We start from the raw sequence: 16,759 nt of genomic DNA on the forward strand, positions 1-16,759 counted from the left end.
GTCCTACGCGGCTGCTCTGCCGCGGGGGAGGTGCCCGCCCGCGAAGGCGGAAGATGTCGCCCTGACTGCGGCGAGGTCGCAAGTCCCGGGCGCTGACCGGCGGACACCGGCCGGACGGTAGCTCGCCACCTCCGGGGAACCACCGGCCGTCACGAGCCGGTATCCGAAGCGTCGGCGGCGGCCCGCTGGAAGCGCGCTGAGAGGTCTCGCAGCCTCGCCGTGAGCTCAGCGCCCTCGAGCACGTCGAAATCCACGTCGAGCAGTCCTAGATACAGAGCCAGCATCTGGGCCGTGTCCGCCCCCACCTCGGCCACACAACGATCCGGCCCGGCCGGTTCCAGGGTGCCGGCGTGCGGCATGCGTTCGCGCACGTACTCCACCGACGCGTGCAACAGCACCCGGGCCGTGTAGCGCCAGGTGGCTTGGCCGACGCCCCGCTGCACATGCGTCGAAGCGTCGTTGTCCGGTAACGGCCGGGGAGTGAATCGCGGGCCGTTGGGAGTGCGCGGGGAGATTCGGTCCACCCGGAAGGTCCGCCAGTCCGCACGCTCGATATCCCAACCCACCAGGTACCAGCGGCGGCCCCAGTTCACGAGCTGATGGGGCTCGATTTCTCGCCCGCCGGGGGTGCCCCGGTGGGTCTCGTAGTCGAATCGCAGGCGCTCGCGGGCGCGAATCGTCGCCGCGATCACGCTCAATGTGTCCGCGTCCACGGTGGGTCCGGCGCTCGGAACGGCGGCGATCGCCGAGCCCATGCCGCTCACCTGGTGCCGCAGCCGCGGCGGCAATACCTGCTCGAACTTGGCCAACGCCCGTACCGAGGCCTCCGCCATTCCGGAAACGCCGCCGCCCACCGATGTCCGGAGTCCCACCACTACCGCCACCGCCTCGTCGTCGTCGAGCAGCAGCGGCGGCAGCTTCGCTCCGGCACCCAAGCGATACCCGCCTCCCACTCCCGGCGCCGCGGCCACGGGGTAGCCCAGGTCGCGCAGCTTCTCGATATCGCTGCGCACTGTCCGGCCGGTGACGCCCAATCGCGCGGCGAGCTCTTCGCCGCTCCAATCCATCCGCGACTGCAACAACGACAGCAATCGCAGCAGCCTGGCAGAAGTCTTCAACATTCGTTCAGCATCGCAGTAATTGCGGAAGCTATCCTTCCGCGTTTGCTTTTACGGTGGCGGCATGACGAACACCACGGAGATCCGCCCCTTCCGCATCGCGATCCCACGAGCCGATATCGATGATCTGGTCGAACGCCTGCACCGCGCCCGCTGGCCGCAGCAGCCGGCCGTGACGGACTGGAGCCGCGGCGTCCCCGTCGACTATCTGCGGGGTTTGGCCGAATACTGGTCCAACGGGTTCGACTGGCGGGCCCGGGAGGCGGAACTGAACGAGATTCCGCAGTTCGTCACCACCATCGATGGTCAGGACATCCACTTCCTCCACATCCGATCCGCCGAGCCCGGAGCCCGGCCGCTCATCCTCACGCACGGCTGGCCAAGCTCGCCGTTCGAGTTCCAGAACCTGATCGGCCCGCTGACCGACCCGAAATCCCACGGCGCAGACCCCCTGGATGCCTTCCACCTGGTCATTCCGTCGCTTCCCGGTTACGGCTTCTCCACGCCCGTGGCGGGCCCCGGATGGGGCAACCTCTTTCGCGTCGCGACCGCCTGGGCGGAGCTGATGACCAGGCTCGGCTACGAACGGTTCGCCGTGCACGGCACCGATGCGGGGGCAGGCGTTTCGCAGCTGCTGCCCATGGTGGCTCCGGGACGGGTGCTGGGCGTGCACGCCACGGGTACCGCCCCGGCGATGCCCTTCGGCCCGCCGATCGACACCGATGGCCTGTCCGAGGCGGACCGGAAGCGGGCCGAGCGCTTCAACCGGTTCCAGGCCGACGGCCTCGGGTATCTCCACGTGCAAGCCACCCGGCCGCAGACGTTGTCCTACTCGTTGACCGACTCACCGGTCGGGCAGCTCGCCTGGATCGTGGAGAAGTTCCGGGAATGGACGGATCCGGCCGCCGAACTGCCCGAGGACGCAGTCGACCGGGATCAGCTGCTCGTCGACGTCAGCATCTTCTGGTTCACCCGATCCGGCGCCTCCGCTGCGCACTCCCTGTACGAAGGGATGCAGGCATACCGGGAGATGGCCGCGTGGCAGGGCTCCGGGGAAACCCCGCCGCCGGCGGCCCCCACCGGTTATGCGGTATTCGCCGGGGACGATGCGATCCGCGATCTGGTGGATCCGGGCGGTCATGTCGAGCACTGGTCAGAGTTCGGCCGCGGTGGTCACTTCCCGGCCATGGAGGTGCCGGAATTGCTCGTACCGGATATCCGCGCCTTCTTCGCCGGCCACCGAGCGGGTTGATCCACTCGCTGTGGCGCACTCCGAACGGATTGGGCCGCAGCTGTTCCGGCATCGATGCCGCCCGCGACATTCGCGGCGGCGGGACGGCTTCGATGTCCGGGTCGGATGCCGAGTCGACCGCTTGGCCGGCCTGGCGTCTGATCGCCTTTACCAACAGCAGCCGTCTCTCGGTGCCGAGTTCAGCGAGGCCCTGAAAGGGTCGAGGCCCGTCCCGCCGTTCAGGCCTCGAAGTGCATGCGGCGTAGCCGCGAGTCTCGAGGCCTGAACGGCGGGACCTTTGGGGGCCTCGACCCCGCGCGCCGGAGGCGCGCCAATAGGGTCACAGCATGCCGAGTTCTGCTGTCGCGGCTTCGGCCGCCGGGTTGTGTGAGTTCATCGACGCGTCACCTTCACCGTTCCATGTCTGCCGGACCATCGCCGAGACACTGGAAACCGACGGGTTCGTCCGGCTGGACGAGACCCGGGCGTGGCCGGGCACCGGTGGCCGGTACTACATCGTGCGCGGTGGCTCGCTGGTGGCGTGGGCCGACCCGGAGCAGGCAGGGCCGTTCCGGGTGGTCGGGGCGCATACCGACAGCCCGAATCTGCGGGTCAAACAGCATCCCGATCTGACGGTCGCCGGCTGGCAACTGGTGCGGCTGGAGCCGTACGGGGGTGCCTGGCTGAACTCCTGGCTGGATCGTGAGCTGGGGATCTCCGGGCGGCTGAGTGTGCGGGAGGGGTCGGGGCTGGCCGAGCGGCTGGTACGGATCGACGAACCGATTCTGCGGGTTCCGCAGCTGGCGATCCATCTGTCCGAGGACCGGCGCGGGGTGACGCTGGATCCGCAGCGGCATGTCAATGCGATCTGGGGTGTGGGCAGTGAACGTGCGGCGTTCCTGGATTACGTGGCCGAGGCGGCCGGGGTCGATCCGCGGGCGGTGCTGGGCTGGGAGTTGATGACCCACGATCTGGCGCCCGGCCGGGTGATCGGTGCCGGCCGCGACCTGATCAGCGCACCCCGCCTGGACAACCAGGGCACCTGCTACGCGGGGCTGGCCGCCTTCCGGGCCGCCGTCGAGAATCCGGGCGACGCCGTCCCAGTGCTCGCCGTATTCGACCACGAGGAGGTCGGCAGCCAATCCGACCGGGGCGCGCAGTCCGAGCTGCTGCCCACGGTGCTGGAGCGGATCGTGCTGGCCCGCGGCGGTGGCCGTGCCGAATTCCTGGCGGCGGTCGCGGGGTCGGTGTGCGCGTCCGGCGATATGGCGCACGCCACGCACCCGAACTACCCGGAACGGCACGAGCCTTCGCACGGTATCGAGATCAACGGCGGACCGGTGCTGAAGGTCAACCAGAACCTGCGCTACGCCACCGACGCCGTCGGCGCGGGAGCGTTCGCGCTGGCGTGTGACCGGGCCGGAGTCCCGATGCAGCGTTATGTGCACCGCGCCGATCTGCCCTGCGGTTCCACCATCGGCCCGATGACCGCCGCGCGCACCGGTATGCCGACCGTGGACGTGGGTGCGCCCCAGCTGGCCATGCATTCGGCGCGGGAGATGATGGGCGCCGCCGATGTGACCGCCTACGCGGCGGCCCTGGCCGCCTTCCTTGCTCCGTAGGCCGGTTCGGGCCGGGGGACGGCCAGGGGTTTTGCGGCGACGGGGTCGGTAATCGGTCCGGCGCAGGTGGACGTAGGATTCTGCTGGATCAACTCTGCCGGGACCCCGCCGCCGAGGCCCGGCGTTCCGACCGAACCGTGGCGCCGATGCCACCTGCCGCGAGCCGCGGCGGGCGCCCGGAAGGCCGGAGCCCGCGCGCGCCGGCGCGCCAACCCACGAAAGGATCCTGGTACCCCCGTGACTGAGCAGGTTGTCGATACGGTCGCCACCGCCGCCGCCACTCCGGATACGCCGCAGCCGTACGCCGAGCTCGGCCTCAAGGACGACGAATACGCCCGGATCAGGGAGATTCTGGGGCGCCGGCCCACCGATGCCGAGCTCGCCATGTACTCGGTGATGTGGAGCGAGCATTGTTCTTACAAATCCTCCAAGGTGCATCTGCGCTACTTCGGTGAGACGACCACCGAGGAGATGCGTTCGGCCATGCTCGCCGGTATCGGCGAGAACGCGGGCGTGGTCGATATCGGTGACGGTTGGGCGGTCACCTTCAAGGTGGAGAGCCACAATCATCCGTCCTATGTCGAGCCGTATCAGGGCGCGGCCACCGGTGTGGGCGGGATCGTCCGCGACATCATGGCCATGGGCGCGCGCCCCATCGCGGTGATGGACCAGTTGCGTTTCGGTGCCGCCGACGCCGCCGACACCCGCCGGGTGCTGGACGGGGTGGTCCGCGGGATCGGCGGTTACGGCAATTCGCTGGGGCTGCCCAATATCGGCGGCGAAACCGTCTTCGATGCCTCCTACCAGGGAAACCCGTTGGTCAACGCGCTGTGCGCGGGGGTCATGCGGGTGGAGGACCTGCACCTCGCCTTCGCCTCGGGCGCCGGGAACAAGATCATTCTCTTCGGCGCGCGTACCGGCCTCGACGGTATCGGCGGTGTTTCGGTACTGGCCTCGGACACCTTCTCCGGCGACGATTCCGGCAGCGGTCGCAAGAAGCTGCCGAGCGTCCAGGTGGGCGACCCGTTCACCGAGAAGGTCCTGATCGAATGCTGTCTGGAGCTCTACCACGCCGGACTGGTCGTCGGTATCCAGGATCTCGGCGGCGCCGGACTGTCCTGTGCCACCTCCGAATTGGCCGCCGCCGGTGACGGCGGGATGCGCATCGAACTCGACCGGGTCCCGCTGCGCGCCGCCGATATGACCCCCGCCGAGGTGCTCTCCAGCGAATCGCAGGAGCGTATGTGCGCGGTGGTGACCCCGGAGAACGTGGACGCCTTCCTCGCCGTCTGTGCGAAATGGGATGTGCTGGCCACGGTGATCGGTGAGGTCACCGACGGCGAGCGGCTGGAGGTCACCTGGCACGGCGAGACCGTGGTGGATGTGCCGCCGCGCACCGTCGCGCACGAGGGCCCGGTGTACGAGCGGCCGGTCCGGCGTCCCGCCGAGCAGGACGCACTCAACGCCGACACCCCGGACAGCCTGCCCCGGCCCAAGACCGCCGAGGAACTGCGCGACACCCTGCTGAAGATGGTGGCCAGCCCGCAGCTGTGCAGCCGCCGCTGGATCACCGAACAGTACGACCGCTACGTGCGCGGAAACACGGTGCTCGCCGAACAGGCCGACGCCGGGGTGATCCGGGTCGACGAGGTGAGCGGTCGCGGTATCGCGCTGGCCACCGACGCGTCGGGTCACTACACCAAGCTCGACCCGTACACCGGTGCGCGGCTGGCCCTGGCCGAGGCCTACCGGAATGTGGCCGTCACCGGCGCCACGCCGAAGGCGGTCACCAACTGCCTGAACTTCGGGTCCCCGGAGGATCCCGGGGTGATGTGGCAGTTCCAGCAGGCCGTGCGCGGTCTCGCCGACGGCTGTGTGGAACTGGGTATTCCGGTCACCGGCGGCAATGTCAGCTTCTACAACCAGACCGGCGAGAACGCCATCCTGCCGACTCCGGTGGTCGGCGTCCTGGGCGTGATCGACGACGTCCACCGCCGCATCCCCACCGGCCTCGGCCTGGAACCGGGGGAGACGCTCATCCTGCTGGGCGATACCCGCGACGAATTCGGCGGTTCGGTCTGGTCGCAGGTGGCGCACGGGCATCTGGGCGGGCTGCCGCCGCAGGTCGATTTCGACCGCGAGAAGCTGCTCGCCGATGTCCTCACCGCGGGCTCGCGCGACGGCATGATCAGTGCCGCCCACGACCTGTCCGAGGGCGGCCTGGCGCAGGCCGTGGTCGAGGCGGCCCTGGCCGGGGAGACCGGCTGCCGGATCCTGCTGCCCGAGGACGCCGACCCCTTCGTCATGCTGTTCTCCGAATCGGCCGGCCGGGTGCTGGTCGCGGTGCCGCGCTCGGAGGAGACCCGCTTCACCCGGATGTGTACGGCCCGGGAACTGCCCTGGGTGCGCATCGGTGTGGTCGATCAGGGTTCGGATTCGGTCGAGGTGCAGGGCCAGTTCTCGATCGGCATGGCCGAGCTGCGCGCCGCGCACGAGGGCACGCTACCCGCCCTCTTCGGCGGCCACGCCTGACCCGGCCCACGACTGGCACGCCGGAGGTGACCCGGGCCACCCTCCGGCGCCGGTCCCGCCCGCCATACTGGACGGGTGCTGGAAACCGCTGACTCCGTGACCAGGTTGCGGCGGCGGTGTGTCGCCGTGGTCCGGCGGACCGAGCACATCATCGACCTGAACTATGTGGGTCTGGTGGTCGCGACGGTGTTCTTCGCGCTGTCGGTATCGCCGTCGTTGCTGCCGCGCGACTGGATGTTCCAGGGACTGATCAGCGGGATCAACGCGGCCATCGGGTACGGCGTGGGCTGTCTGCTGGAATGGTTCTTCCGGTTGTGGGTGCGGCCCCGGCTCACCCGGATACCGGAGCCGCCCACCTGGACCCGGTACGCGCTGAAATCCGCGGTGCTGATCACAGCCGCGCTGAGCGCCGGCTACATGCTGGTGCAGTCGGCACACTGGCAGCGTGAGATCACCGCGATGATGGGGATGGAGGGCACCACCACACCCGCCTATCTGCGCACCGGCGGTCTGAGTCTCACGGTCGGGGTGCTGGTGGTCGCCTGCTATCGCACTGCGCGCGAACTCATCCTGTTTCTGGCCCGCCAGCTCAACCGGTGGGTCAAGATCCCGCGAGAGCTGGCCCCCTCGGCGGGTTTCCTGGTCCTGGTGCTGCTCGTGGTGACCCTGTTCAACGGCGTCGCCACCCGTGCCTTCTTCGCGGCCGCGAACTCGGCGTTCAGTGTGCGCAACGACCACACCTCCGCATACGCCGTCCAGCCCCGCCTCGCCGAACGCTCGGGCAGCCCGGAATCTTTCGCGCCCTGGGAAACTCTCGGGTTCGAGGGCCGCTGGTTCGTCTCGCACGGGCCGAGCGCCCAGCGCATCTCCTGGGTCACGGGCCGGCCCGCGAAGGAACCCATCCGCGCCTATGTCGGACTGGAATCGGTCGAGGACACCGGGCTGAGTCAAGCCGATCTGGCGGTCGCCGAACTGGAGCGCACCGGCGCGTTCGACCGGGAGGCGCTGGTCGTGGTCACCACCACCGGCACCGGCTGGGTCAACTCCATGGCCGCCAACTCCATCGAATACATGTACGGCGGCGATTCGGCCATCGTGGCCACCCAGTACTCGTATCTGCCCAGCGCGCTGTCATTCCTGGCCGACCGCGGCAAGGCCGCCACCGCGGGCCGGGAACTGTTCGACGCGGTCTACCGCAAAACCCTCACCCGCCCACCCGCGGAGCGGCCGAAACTGCTCGTCTACGGCGAAAGCCTCGGATCGCAGGGTTCGGAGGCCGCTTTCGACGGTCTCGCCGATCTGCGGGAGAAGGTGGACGGCGCGCTCTGGGTCGGCCCGCCGAACTCCAACCGGCTGTGGCAGCAGTTCGTGAACCGACGTGATCCCGGCTCCACCGAAACCGAACCCGTCTACGCCGACGGTCTGGTGATCCGGTTCGCCGGAGACCGTGAGGACCTTGCCCGGCCCGGCCCGGAATGGCGGGCGCCGCGGATCGCCTACCTGCAGCACGCCTCCGACCCGATCGTCTGGTGGTCCACGGATCTCGCGCTGACCCGGCCGGATTGGCTGTCGGAACCGCGCGGCGCCGATGTCTCGCCCCGGGTGCGCTGGGCGCCGCTGGTCACCTTCTGGCAGATCAGCGCGGATCTCACGAACGCCCAGGGGGTCCGCGACGGGCACGGCCACCGTTACGGCAGTCTGGTCCTGGACGGCTGGGCCGCGGTCGCTCAACCGCCGAACTGGGATCCCGCACTCGCGGAACGGATCCGGCTCGAGATCGAGGCGTACGAGGCATACGAGCGCGAGGTGAAATGAGAGTCCGGGTGGTGGGGGCGGTGGGTCTCCCGCTGTTGTGGAACAACATGGTGCTGCCGCGCCTGGGTCTCGACCACCGGGGGCGGACCGCGGCAAACGCCCTCGCCGCGACCGGGTACGCCCTGGTCTTCGGTGGCCGGCCACGGTGGACTTCCGCGCGCGGACTGCGCTACGGCTTCGGTTGTGCCGGTATCGTCGCGGCCGGCTTCGCCGCCGCGGTGGCCGTACCTCCACTGCGCCGCGCACTCTCGGCACCGCCGGACCGGGCGCCGGAGACGAGCACGGTGGAATGGGTGGCCGTGCAGATCCCGCTGGGCACCGTCTACAGCGAAGAGCTGATCTTCCGCGCCACGCTGGAACCATTGCTGGACAGGGAATTCGGCGAACGGCCCGGCCGGCTGCTCGGCGCGACGGCATTCGGTCTGTGGCATATTCACCCCGCCCGCGCCGCCGGTGACAGTGTGCCCGCCACTGTCGCCTTCACCGGCGCGGCCGGTCTGCTCTTCGGCGCTCTGTACCGGCGCACCGGCAGCGCCGCCGCACCGGCTCTGCTGCACTGGGCCGTGAACGCCGGCGGTGCGCTGGTACCGCGCCTACTCCGCGGAAATCGGACGATGAACTAGGCGCGACTGTCCCGAGGGTGACACACTGCGCCGGTGAGGTTGATCGACAGTGACGGATACGGTGTGGAACTCTCTGTTGCCGGATACCAATTTCCGGACCACATCGATCCGCGGATCCGGTACAGCTGGCTGGTGATCGCCGGTACCGCGAATTGCCCGGACGGGAACTGGTCCTTCCGCTGGCAGGCATTGAGTCTGGACGACACGGTCGAACTGGCGGACTGGCTACGCCGGATCGCGGCCGAGGCGCAACCGGGTGGTTCGCCGGCCGACGGGCCCGCCCGGCTGGCATTCACCGAGCCGAATCTGAGTTTCACGGCCATCCGGGCCGGGAGCGGGATCGAACTGCGGATCGGGCTGGATCTGGAGTTCTCCCCGCCCTGGGACCGGCGGGCCGCCGCGGGTTCGCCGTACATCGTCACGGCCCGGCTCTCGGCCGACGATATCGCCACGGCCGCCAAGGACCTGGGCGCCGAAGTGGACAGTTACCTTCCGCCGGGTGGCAGCCTGCTGGGTCGCGCCCGCTGAACGGTGCGCACGGGTCGCGTACGCGGCAGGTCCCCGGGTGATATCGCCCACGTTGCGCCGGGTGGCGCGCGGGGCTTATGGCCGGGCGATGAGGCGGCTTCGTTCCGAAGCTTCGCGAAGGGTTCGGAAGAACCGGCCCACCCTCGTTTCAGCAGGTGAAAGGGGGGTTAACTGGGCATGAAGGTTTGCTGGACCACCCGATGACGCGGGACGGGCCCGAGTAAGGGACCTTTCAGGTCTGCTTGCTGCCGGAGTGCTGATCCGGTGACGCGCAAGCGCGACACACCCGTAGAATGTCGAGTGCCCCCACACCCGCCCGACCAGGGAGCGCACGGTGACCAACGCCGACCAACCGGCAGTCAGCAATCCCACCGCAACCGACGAGACCGAGAATCCGCCCCGCGAGGAATGCGGAGTCTTCGGAGTCTGGGCCCCGGGTGAGGACGTGGCCAAACTCACCTACTACGGCCTCTATGCCCTGCAACACCGCGGCCAGGAAGCCGCGGGCATCGCGGTCTCCGACGGTTCACAGGTACTGGTCTTCAAGGATCTCGGCCTGGTCAGCCAGGTGTTCGACGAGCAGACCCTGGCCGCCATGCCGGGTCACGTCGCCGTCGGCCACTGTCGCTACTCCACCACCGGAGCCACCACCTGGGAGAACGCCCAGCCGATCTTCCGCACCACCGCCGTCGGCTCCGGGCTCGCGCTCGGCCACAACGGCAATCTGGTCAACACCGCCGAATTGGCCGATCGGGCGCGGGAACTGGGCCTGGTCGCCGGCCCCGGCCGCCCCGGCGCCGTCTCGGCGACCTCGGACTCCGATGTGATGACCGCGCTGCTGGCGCACGCCTCCGCGGACTCGAGTATCGAGCAGGCCGCCATGGAGTTGCTGCCCACGGTGCGTGGCGCCTTCTGCCTGACCTTCATGGACGAGCACACCCTCTACGCCGCCCGCGATCCGCACGGTGTCCGCCCGCTGGTGCTGGGCCGCCTGGAACGTGGCTGGGTGGTCGCCAGCGAAACCGCCGCTCTCGACATCGTCGGCGCCTCCTTCGTCCGCGAGATCGAACCCGGTGAATTGCTCGCCATCGACGCCGACGGCGTGCGCTCCTCCCGATTCGCCAATCCCGAACCCAAGGGCTGCGTTTTCGAGTACGTGTACCTGGCCCGCCCCGACAGCACCATCTCGGGGCGCTCGGTGCACGCCACCCGCGTCGAGATCGGCCGCCGCCTCGCCGCCGAGCACCCGATCGACGCCGACCTGGTGATCCCGGTCCCCGAATCCGGCACCCCCGCCGCCGTCGGTTACGCGCAGGGCTCCGGGGTGCCCTACGGCCAAGGCCTCATGAAGAACGCCTACGTCGGCCGCACCTTCATCCAGCCCAGCCAGACCATCCGTCAGCTCGGCATCCGGTTGAAACTCAACCCGCTGCGCGAAGTGATCCGCGGCAAACGCCTCATCGTCGTCGACGATTCGATCGTCCGCGGCAACACCCAGCGCGCTCTCATCCGGATGCTGCGTGAAGCCGGCGCCCTGGAGATCCACGTCCGGATCGCCTCCCCGCCGGTGAAATGGCCCTGCTTCTACGGGATCGACTTCGCGTCCCGCGCCGAACTGGTCGCCAACAATGCCGGCACCGACCCCGACGGAATGCCCGCCGACCCGGAGGCGATGCACGATATGGTCGAGGGCGTCCGCCGCTCCATCGGTGCCGACACCCTCGGCTATATCTCTATCGACGGCATGGTCGCCGCCACCGAACAGCCCCGCACCCGCCTGTGCTGCGCCTGCTTCGACGGGAACTACCCGATCCCGCTGCCCACCGAGGCCGCGATCGGCAAAAACCTGCTGGAGTTCGGGGGCCGGTCCCAGAGCCGCGTTCTCACGGAGAACGTCAACGCGAGTGCCCTCAGCCGGCCGTAGGGGTCTGTGTTTTTTGGCGCCGCCTGCGGCGGCGCGGGGTTGAGGCCCCCTTGTGTCTCGCCGTTTCGGCCTCGAGACTTGCGCCTTCGGCGCGGGCGCTTTCGAGGCCGAAACGGCGAGACGGGCCTCAACCCTTTGAGGTGTCTCGTAAGACTCGACACATGTGGTTGCGTCGGCATTTGATGGCCGGGTCGGATGCCGACTCGACCGCCCGGGCGACCTGGCATCCGAACGCCTTCATGAACTTTGCACCTTCTCGGTGCTGAGTCTTAGGAGGCCCTGAAAGGGTCGAGGCCCGTCCCGCCGTTTCGGCCTCGAAGCGCATGCGCCGCGGGCGCGAGTCTCCAGGCCTGAGCGGCGGGACCGAGGGGGTCTCGACCCCGCGCGCCGAAGGCGCGCCGGAAAACCCATCCCGGCCCCCCGCGCTCCGGGGCGACGCCATAAACTCTGAGCAGGCAATTATCCGCGAATTCGGTTTGGAGCTTTCCCCGACAATGACTGAGCAGAACCCCACCGGTGCCGGTGCGTCCTATGCCGCAGCTGGAGTGGATATCGAGGCCGGTGACAGGGCTGTCGAGTTGTTCGCCCCGTTGGCGCGCAAGGCGAGCCGGCCCGAGGTGCAGGGCGGGATCGGTGGCTTCGCCGGATTGTTCGCGCTGAAGAAGAGCTACCGGGAGCCGCTACTGGCTTCGTCGACCGATGGGGTCGGTACGAAGATCGCGGTGGCGCAGGCATTGGACAAGCACGACACGGTGGGTCTGGACCTGGTGGCCATGGTCGTCGACGACCTGGTGGTGTGTGGGGCCGAGCCGCTGTTCCTGCAGGATTACATCGCGGTCGGCAAGGTGGTGCCGGAGCGGGTGGCCGAGCTGGTGGCCGGTATCGCCGAGGGGTGTGTGCGGGCCGGTTGCGCGCTGCTCGGCGGTGAGACGGCCGAGCATCCCGGGATGATGGGCGCCCAGGATTACGATCTGTCGGCGACCGGGGTCGGTGTGGTCGAGGCCGATGATCTGCTGGGGCCCGATCGGGTGCGCCCGGGCGATGTGGTGATCGCGATGGGTTCGTCGGGTCTGCATTCCAATGGTTACAGTCTGGCGCGCAAGGTGCTGCTGGAGATCGACCGGATGGCGCTGACCGGCCATGTGGAGGAGTTCGGCCGCACGCTCGGCGAGGAGTTGCTGGAGCCGACCCGGATCTACGCCAAGGATTGCCTGGCGTTGATCGCCGAGACCGATGTGCGGACGTTCGCGCATATCACCGGTGGTGGTCTGGCCGCGAATCTGGCCCGGGTGCTGCCGGCGGGGCTGGTGGCCGAACTCGATCGCGGGACCTGGAATCCGGCGCCGGTGTTCAAGATGATCGCGCAGCGTGGCCGGGTGGAGCGCGTGGAGATGGAGAAGACGTTCAATATGGGCGTCGGAATGGTCGCCGTGGTCGCGCCCGAGGATGTCGATCGTGCGCTGGCGGTGCTCACCGCGCGCCATATCGAATGCTGGACGCTGGGTAGCGTGAAAAAAGCGAAGGACGCGGATGCGCCGCGGGCGGTTCTGCTCGGAGATCATCCGCGTTTCTGATCTGCGGTCCGGCCGCCGGGGTCCGGTGGCCGGAATTTCCGCGTCGCGTTGATATCCCGGTGTCCGGATACAGCGAGCATGCGTTTCGACGGCCTGCGGTTCGACGCGAAGCTATCGCGAATTCCGGAGTCGTGTCCTCGGAGCGCGAGCCCCTCAGCGCGGTGACCGGACTTCTCGGACTCGACTTCCGCCCGGTGGGGGCCAGGCCACCCACCGATTCTCGGTCGGAACCGACGCGATGATCCGGGTGCTGCTCGGGTCGTATCGCCGGTTCACGTCGTCCACCGCCGGGCAAACCGGCGGGAAACGGCGCGAACCGGCGTAAACGACCGAAAGGGAGGCCTACGGCCTCCCCCGAGCGTATGCACCCTGATCAGCGGCGCCAGCTGTCGTAGTCGTCGTCCTCGTCCCACTTGGACAAGGAATTGTCCGCGTCGTGCTCATCCGACAGGACGCCACCGCGTGGGGCGTTGTCGCTACCGGAAAGCTCGCGCTGAAGGCTCGCGAAGTCGGTCGACGGCGAGCTGTACTTCAGCTCGCGCGCAACCTTGGTCTGCTTTGCCTTAGCCCGGCCACGGCCCATGGCTGACCCCCTCGCGTCACAGCGGGGCGGCCTGGGGATTGGTGGCGGCCCCGTTCGAATTAATATCTTCCTGACAGACACTTTAGCGCGTGTCCGGCCGTCGCGCTTCCACGAGTCGGCTATCCGGTGGATCCACCGACCGGTTTGCCGATGTTTCGCCGCTCAGTCGCCAGGCGGGACCGAGCCGGGTATGGCGCGGATCACACCGACCCGGGTTCCGCCGCCCAGTACCGGTGGGGCCGCCAGCGCGGCCAGTTCATCCGACCACGTGACGCCCATACGCTGCAGGACTGCCATGGTCAGCGGGATTCTGGCGCGGTCGGCACCGTCGTCGATCTTGTAGGCGAAGGCGCTGCCGTCGGGCAACGCTCCGGCGTGCACGCCGTCGGCGCCGATCTTGCAGATCAGTTCGGGGACGGCGTTCATCGTCAGCAGATCGGGGCCGTTGGTGCCCGAGATCACCCGCGGGTGCGCGCGCAGCGCCGTGGCGATCCGGCGTTCGGGGGTGCCGTCGGGAGCGGTGGCCAGCGTCGCGAAGGCGCGGGCCAGATTCGTCAGCGAGACGGGGACGATGGGCAGGCCGCAGCCGTCGATGCCGAGATCGGTTTCCGGCTCACCGGTCGTCTCGATGATCTGGGCGAGTACCGCCTGCTGCAGCGGGTGGCCGACCTCGGTATAGCCGGTGACCGGCCAGCCGTTCACCGCGCAGGTCGCCAGCATGGCCGCGTGTTTGCCCGAACAGTTCATATAGCGCTTGGCGGGTTTCTCGCCGCGGTACAGCACCCCGGCCCGGGTCCGCTCGTCGCCGGGCAGATCCGGGGGGCAGGCCAGATCATCCTCGCCGAATCCGAAACGGCTCAGCAATCGCTCGACCAATTCGATGTGCTCGGGTTCGCCGGTGTGCGACGCGGTCGCGATGGCCAGTTCCGCGTCGTCGAGCGGCGCGAAACCGTGTTTGAGCAGGGTGAGCGCCTGCAGCGGTTTGTTGGTGGAGCGCGGGTAGATCGGTACGTGCACGGCGCCGGCCGCGAAGGTCGGGTCCCCGTCGGGGCCGATGATCACCACCGAGCCCCGGTGCACGCACTCCCGGAACCCCGAGCGCACCACCTCGACCAAGTCCACGCTCATCCGATCGCCTCCTGTTCCGGGGCCGGATCGGTCGTCGCGGCCGCGGCGGCGTGCCGCCGCGCATGCCGGGCGATCTGCGCGCGGATCTCGTCGGAGATGGTGGGTTCGGCGGTGAGCAACCGTTCGAGTCGCGCGGGGTCGGCGCCGGTGAAGACATCGCGGACGGTGATGCCGTGTTCGGGTACGTGCACGATTTCGACCGGGTCGCCGGCGCCCACCTCGCCTTCGGTGAGGACCCGGAAATAGCATCCGGTGTTCGCCCGCAGGGCGAAGCGGCGCACCCAGTGCCGTTCACCGGACCAGTGCCCGAAGGTGGCACACGGTACCCGCGGTGCGCTGACCTCCAGTAGTGCGTCGCCGATACGGCAGCGCGCGCCGAGTACGGCGTCGCTGAGCGGGAGCCCGGAGATCCGCAGGTTCTCCCCGAACCAGCCGGGTGCGAGGGCACGGCCGAGTTCGGCCGACCAGCTCCGGGCGTCCTCCTCGGCGTAGCCGTACACCGCCTGGTGGACGCCGCCGTGATCGCGGGTGTTGCACACATGGTCACCGTCGAGTCCGAGCCGCCCGGCCCGCACCCGGCCGGAAACCGGGCGCTTGTCGATCGCGCTGCGGCCCACCCGGCCCGGTACCTCCAGATCGGCGTGTACGACACATGCGGCCAGCACCCGGCCGATGGCACCGACGTGCACAGCTGTCTCCTCTCGGCTCGTCGTCCGGTGCCGGTCAGCGGCCACGGAGCCGTTCGACGGCGCGACGCCCGGCCTGCGGGGTGTCGTCGGCGATCACCGAATCGGGATCGATCGCCGCGGCCATGCCACCTACGGTCAGCCGGGTGTCGATGGGGACGGATCGCTTGATCAGGGCGAGCGCGACAGGACCCAGTTCGTAGTGGTCGATCGTGGTGCCGAGGACGCCCACCGCGCGGTTACCGGCGTCGACCGCTTCGCCGGGGGCGGGCCGCTCGTCGGCGGAGCCGTCCAGGTGCAGCAGTACCAGCCGCCGCGGCGGTTTGCCGAGATTGTGGACCCGGGCCACGGTTTCCTGGCCGCGGTAGCAACCTTTGTCCAAGTGGACCGCCCCGTATTCGGCGGGGCCGCCGATCCAGTTCACCTCGTGCGGGATGGTGCGGTCGTCGGTGTCGAGGCCGATCCGGGGCCGCACGGCAGCCACCCGCAGGGCCTCGTAGGCCCAGGAACCGGCCGGTTCGGCACCGGCGGCGGTGAGTTCGGTCCACCGCGACATGAGCTGTTCGCGGGGCAGGACGAGATCGTAGGAATCCGCGGTCGGCCAGGGCATCCGGCGCAGGAAACCGCCACCCGGGATCGCGATCGCCTCGTAGGTCTCGGGGAGCCGGTCGAGGCCGAGTACGCCGGTCAGCTTCGCGACACCCGGGCCGAGCAGGCTCACGACTGCATGATCGGCTGCCTCCCGCGGCCGGGCATCGGCCCAGAACACCATTTTGGTGAGGAAATCCAGCAGGCCGGGACCCCGGTCACCCTCGGTGTCGATCCACACCGTGGAGTCCAGTTCGGTGAGCACGAAATGGTGCAGAACCCGGCCGTTGAGGTCGAGATCCAGGTTCTCCGCGGAGCGGCCCTCGCCCAGGTCGGCGATGTGCTGACTGGTGATGGTGTGCAGCCAGCTCAGCCGTTCGGCGCCGGTGATGGTGAGCACGAAACGGTGGGAACGGTCCACGATGGCCACACGTTCGATCGCGGCGCGTTGTTCACCGAGCGGGTCGCCGTAATGCCAGGGGACGGACTCGTCCGGGGAGCCGGGTGGGGCCGCGACGGCTCCCGGTACTGCTAGGACAGGGCTGGGTGCGGCGAGCACGGACACGGCTTCCACTTTAGGAGCAGATCACCCTGTCGCGCATCAGCGGGGGGTTGACCAGGCGTTTCGCGGTGTGGTCAGTCTTCGGGGCGGACCGGGACCAACGGCAGCCAGCGGCCGATCTCCGCGGCCCGGCTGCCGGAGGCGTCCACCGCGCCGGCGGCGACGGCCGCCGCGAGATCCTGGAGGCCGGTCGCCAGCAGCAGCCACGTCCGCGCGTCGGTCTCCACCACGTTGGGCGGCGTGCC

Annotated in this window: 14 protein-coding genes; 8 read left to right on the forward strand and 6 right to left on the reverse strand. The window is 69.2% G+C overall.

The genetic code is table 11. The features are described 5' to 3' along the window. Positions 1-149 precede the first annotated feature (149 nt). Complete coding sequence (locus ON38_RS02575) at positions 150-1,121, reverse strand: helix-turn-helix transcriptional regulator (protein WP_039821936.1); 972 nt, start codon at positions 1,119-1,121, stop codon at positions 150-152. Positions 1,122-1,182: 61 nt separating this feature from the next. Between ON38_RS02575 and ON38_RS02580 the strand changes: the two genes are divergently transcribed. The 8 genes from ON38_RS02580 (at position 1,183) to purM (ending at position 12,967) form a co-directional block, all read left to right on the forward strand. Next, positions 1,183-2,370, forward strand: coding sequence for an epoxide hydrolase family protein (locus tag ON38_RS02580; protein ID WP_039821938.1), 1,188 nt, complete (start codon positions 1,183-1,185; stop codon positions 2,368-2,370). A 326-nt stretch (positions 2,371-2,696) separates the two neighbouring features. Then, on the forward strand, positions 2,697-3,971 hold the full coding sequence (locus tag ON38_RS02585; RefSeq protein WP_039821939.1) for a M18 family aminopeptidase: 1,275 nt from the start codon (positions 2,697-2,699) through the stop codon (positions 3,969-3,971). Between the two features lie 237 nt (positions 3,972-4,208). Next, a complete protein-coding gene (gene purL / locus ON38_RS02590; protein ID WP_039821941.1) occupies positions 4,209-6,503 on the forward strand; it encodes a phosphoribosylformylglycinamidine synthase subunit PurL in 2,295 nt (764 codons plus the stop codon). A gap of 75 nt (positions 6,504-6,578) precedes the next feature. Continuing rightward, a complete protein-coding gene (locus tag ON38_RS02595; protein WP_039821943.1) occupies positions 6,579-8,318 on the forward strand; it encodes an alpha/beta hydrolase in 1,740 nt (579 codons plus the stop codon). Further along, on the forward strand, positions 8,315-8,941 hold the full coding sequence (locus tag ON38_RS02600) for a CPBP family intramembrane glutamic endopeptidase (RefSeq protein ID WP_039821944.1): 627 nt from the start codon (positions 8,315-8,317) through the stop codon (positions 8,939-8,941). Before ON38_RS02595 ends, ON38_RS02600 begins: the two co-directional genes overlap by 4 nt. A gap of 33 nt (positions 8,942-8,974) precedes the next feature. Next, positions 8,975-9,469: a WapI family immunity protein gene (locus ON38_RS02605; protein ID WP_157181641.1), complete on the forward strand. Its 495-nt coding sequence runs from the start codon at positions 8,975-8,977 to the stop codon at positions 9,467-9,469. 334 nt (positions 9,470-9,803) lie between these two features. Further along, positions 9,804-11,393 (forward strand): amidophosphoribosyltransferase, encoded by a 1,590-nt coding sequence (gene purF, locus ON38_RS02610; RefSeq protein WP_039821947.1) that lies wholly within the window; start codon positions 9,804-9,806, stop codon positions 11,391-11,393. A 494-nt stretch (positions 11,394-11,887) separates the two neighbouring features. Further along, positions 11,888-12,967: a phosphoribosylformylglycinamidine cyclo-ligase gene (gene purM / locus ON38_RS02615; protein WP_039821948.1), complete on the forward strand. Its 1,080-nt coding sequence runs from the start codon at positions 11,888-11,890 to the stop codon at positions 12,965-12,967. A 373-nt stretch (positions 12,968-13,340) separates the two neighbouring features. Here purM and ON38_RS02620 read toward each other — a convergent pair whose 3' ends face one another. The 5 genes from ON38_RS02620 to ON38_RS36595 form a co-directional block, all read right to left on the reverse strand. Continuing rightward, positions 13,341-13,550, reverse strand: coding sequence for a DUF3073 domain-containing protein (locus ON38_RS02620; RefSeq protein WP_039821949.1), 210 nt, complete (start codon positions 13,548-13,550; stop codon positions 13,341-13,343). A 162-nt stretch (positions 13,551-13,712) separates the two neighbouring features. Next, the gene (locus ON38_RS02625) at positions 13,713-14,678 is read right to left on the reverse strand and encodes an asparaginase (protein WP_039821951.1); all 966 of its coding nucleotides are present in this window, start codon (positions 14,676-14,678) and stop codon (positions 13,713-13,715) included. Then, positions 14,675-15,367: an MOSC domain-containing protein gene (locus ON38_RS02630; protein WP_039821952.1), complete on the reverse strand. Its 693-nt coding sequence runs from the start codon at positions 15,365-15,367 to the stop codon at positions 14,675-14,677. The genes ON38_RS02625 and ON38_RS02630 overlap by 4 nt, the downstream gene beginning before the upstream one ends. A gap of 34 nt (positions 15,368-15,401) precedes the next feature. Next, positions 15,402-16,517, reverse strand: a complete 1,116-nt coding sequence (gene ygfZ / locus ON38_RS02635; protein WP_083872149.1) for a CAF17-like 4Fe-4S cluster assembly/insertion protein YgfZ — start codon at positions 16,515-16,517, stop codon at positions 15,402-15,404. 71 nt (positions 16,518-16,588) lie between these two features. Further along, positions 16,589-16,759, reverse strand: a 171-nt coding sequence (locus tag ON38_RS36595; protein ID WP_245563876.1) for a sterol carrier family protein, incomplete at its 5' end; no start/stop codon positions are given.

It is taken from the genome of Nocardia testacea NBRC 100365 (assembly GCF_000308775.1).
In the GTDB taxonomy this organism is placed as follows: domain Bacteria; phylum Actinomycetota; class Actinomycetes; order Mycobacteriales; family Mycobacteriaceae; genus Nocardia; species Nocardia testacea.

Bases quoted from the DNA above. Each gene is read 5' to 3' on its own strand.
- ON38_RS02575 (WP_039821936.1), bottom strand. From the start codon at position 1,121: ATGTTGAAGACTTCTGCCAGGCTGCTGCGATTGCTGTCGTTGTTGCAG.
- ON38_RS02580 (WP_039821938.1), top strand. From the start codon at position 1,183: ATGACGAACACCACGGAGATCCGCCCCTTCCGCATCGCGATCCCACGA.
- ON38_RS02585 (WP_039821939.1), top strand. From the start codon at position 2,697: ATGCCGAGTTCTGCTGTCGCGGCTTCGGCCGCCGGGTTGTGTGAGTTC.
- ON38_RS02600 (WP_039821944.1), top strand. From the start codon at position 8,315: ATGAGAGTCCGGGTGGTGGGGGCGGTGGGTCTCCCGCTGTTGTGGAAC.
- purM (WP_039821948.1), top strand. From the start codon at position 11,888: ATGACTGAGCAGAACCCCACCGGTGCCGGTGCGTCCTATGCCGCAGCT.
- ON38_RS02620 (WP_039821949.1), bottom strand. From the start codon at position 13,550: ATGGGCCGTGGCCGGGCTAAGGCAAAGCAGACCAAGGTTGCGCGCGAG.
- ON38_RS02625 (WP_039821951.1), bottom strand. From the start codon at position 14,678: ATGAGCGTGGACTTGGTCGAGGTGGTGCGCTCGGGGTTCCGGGAGTGC.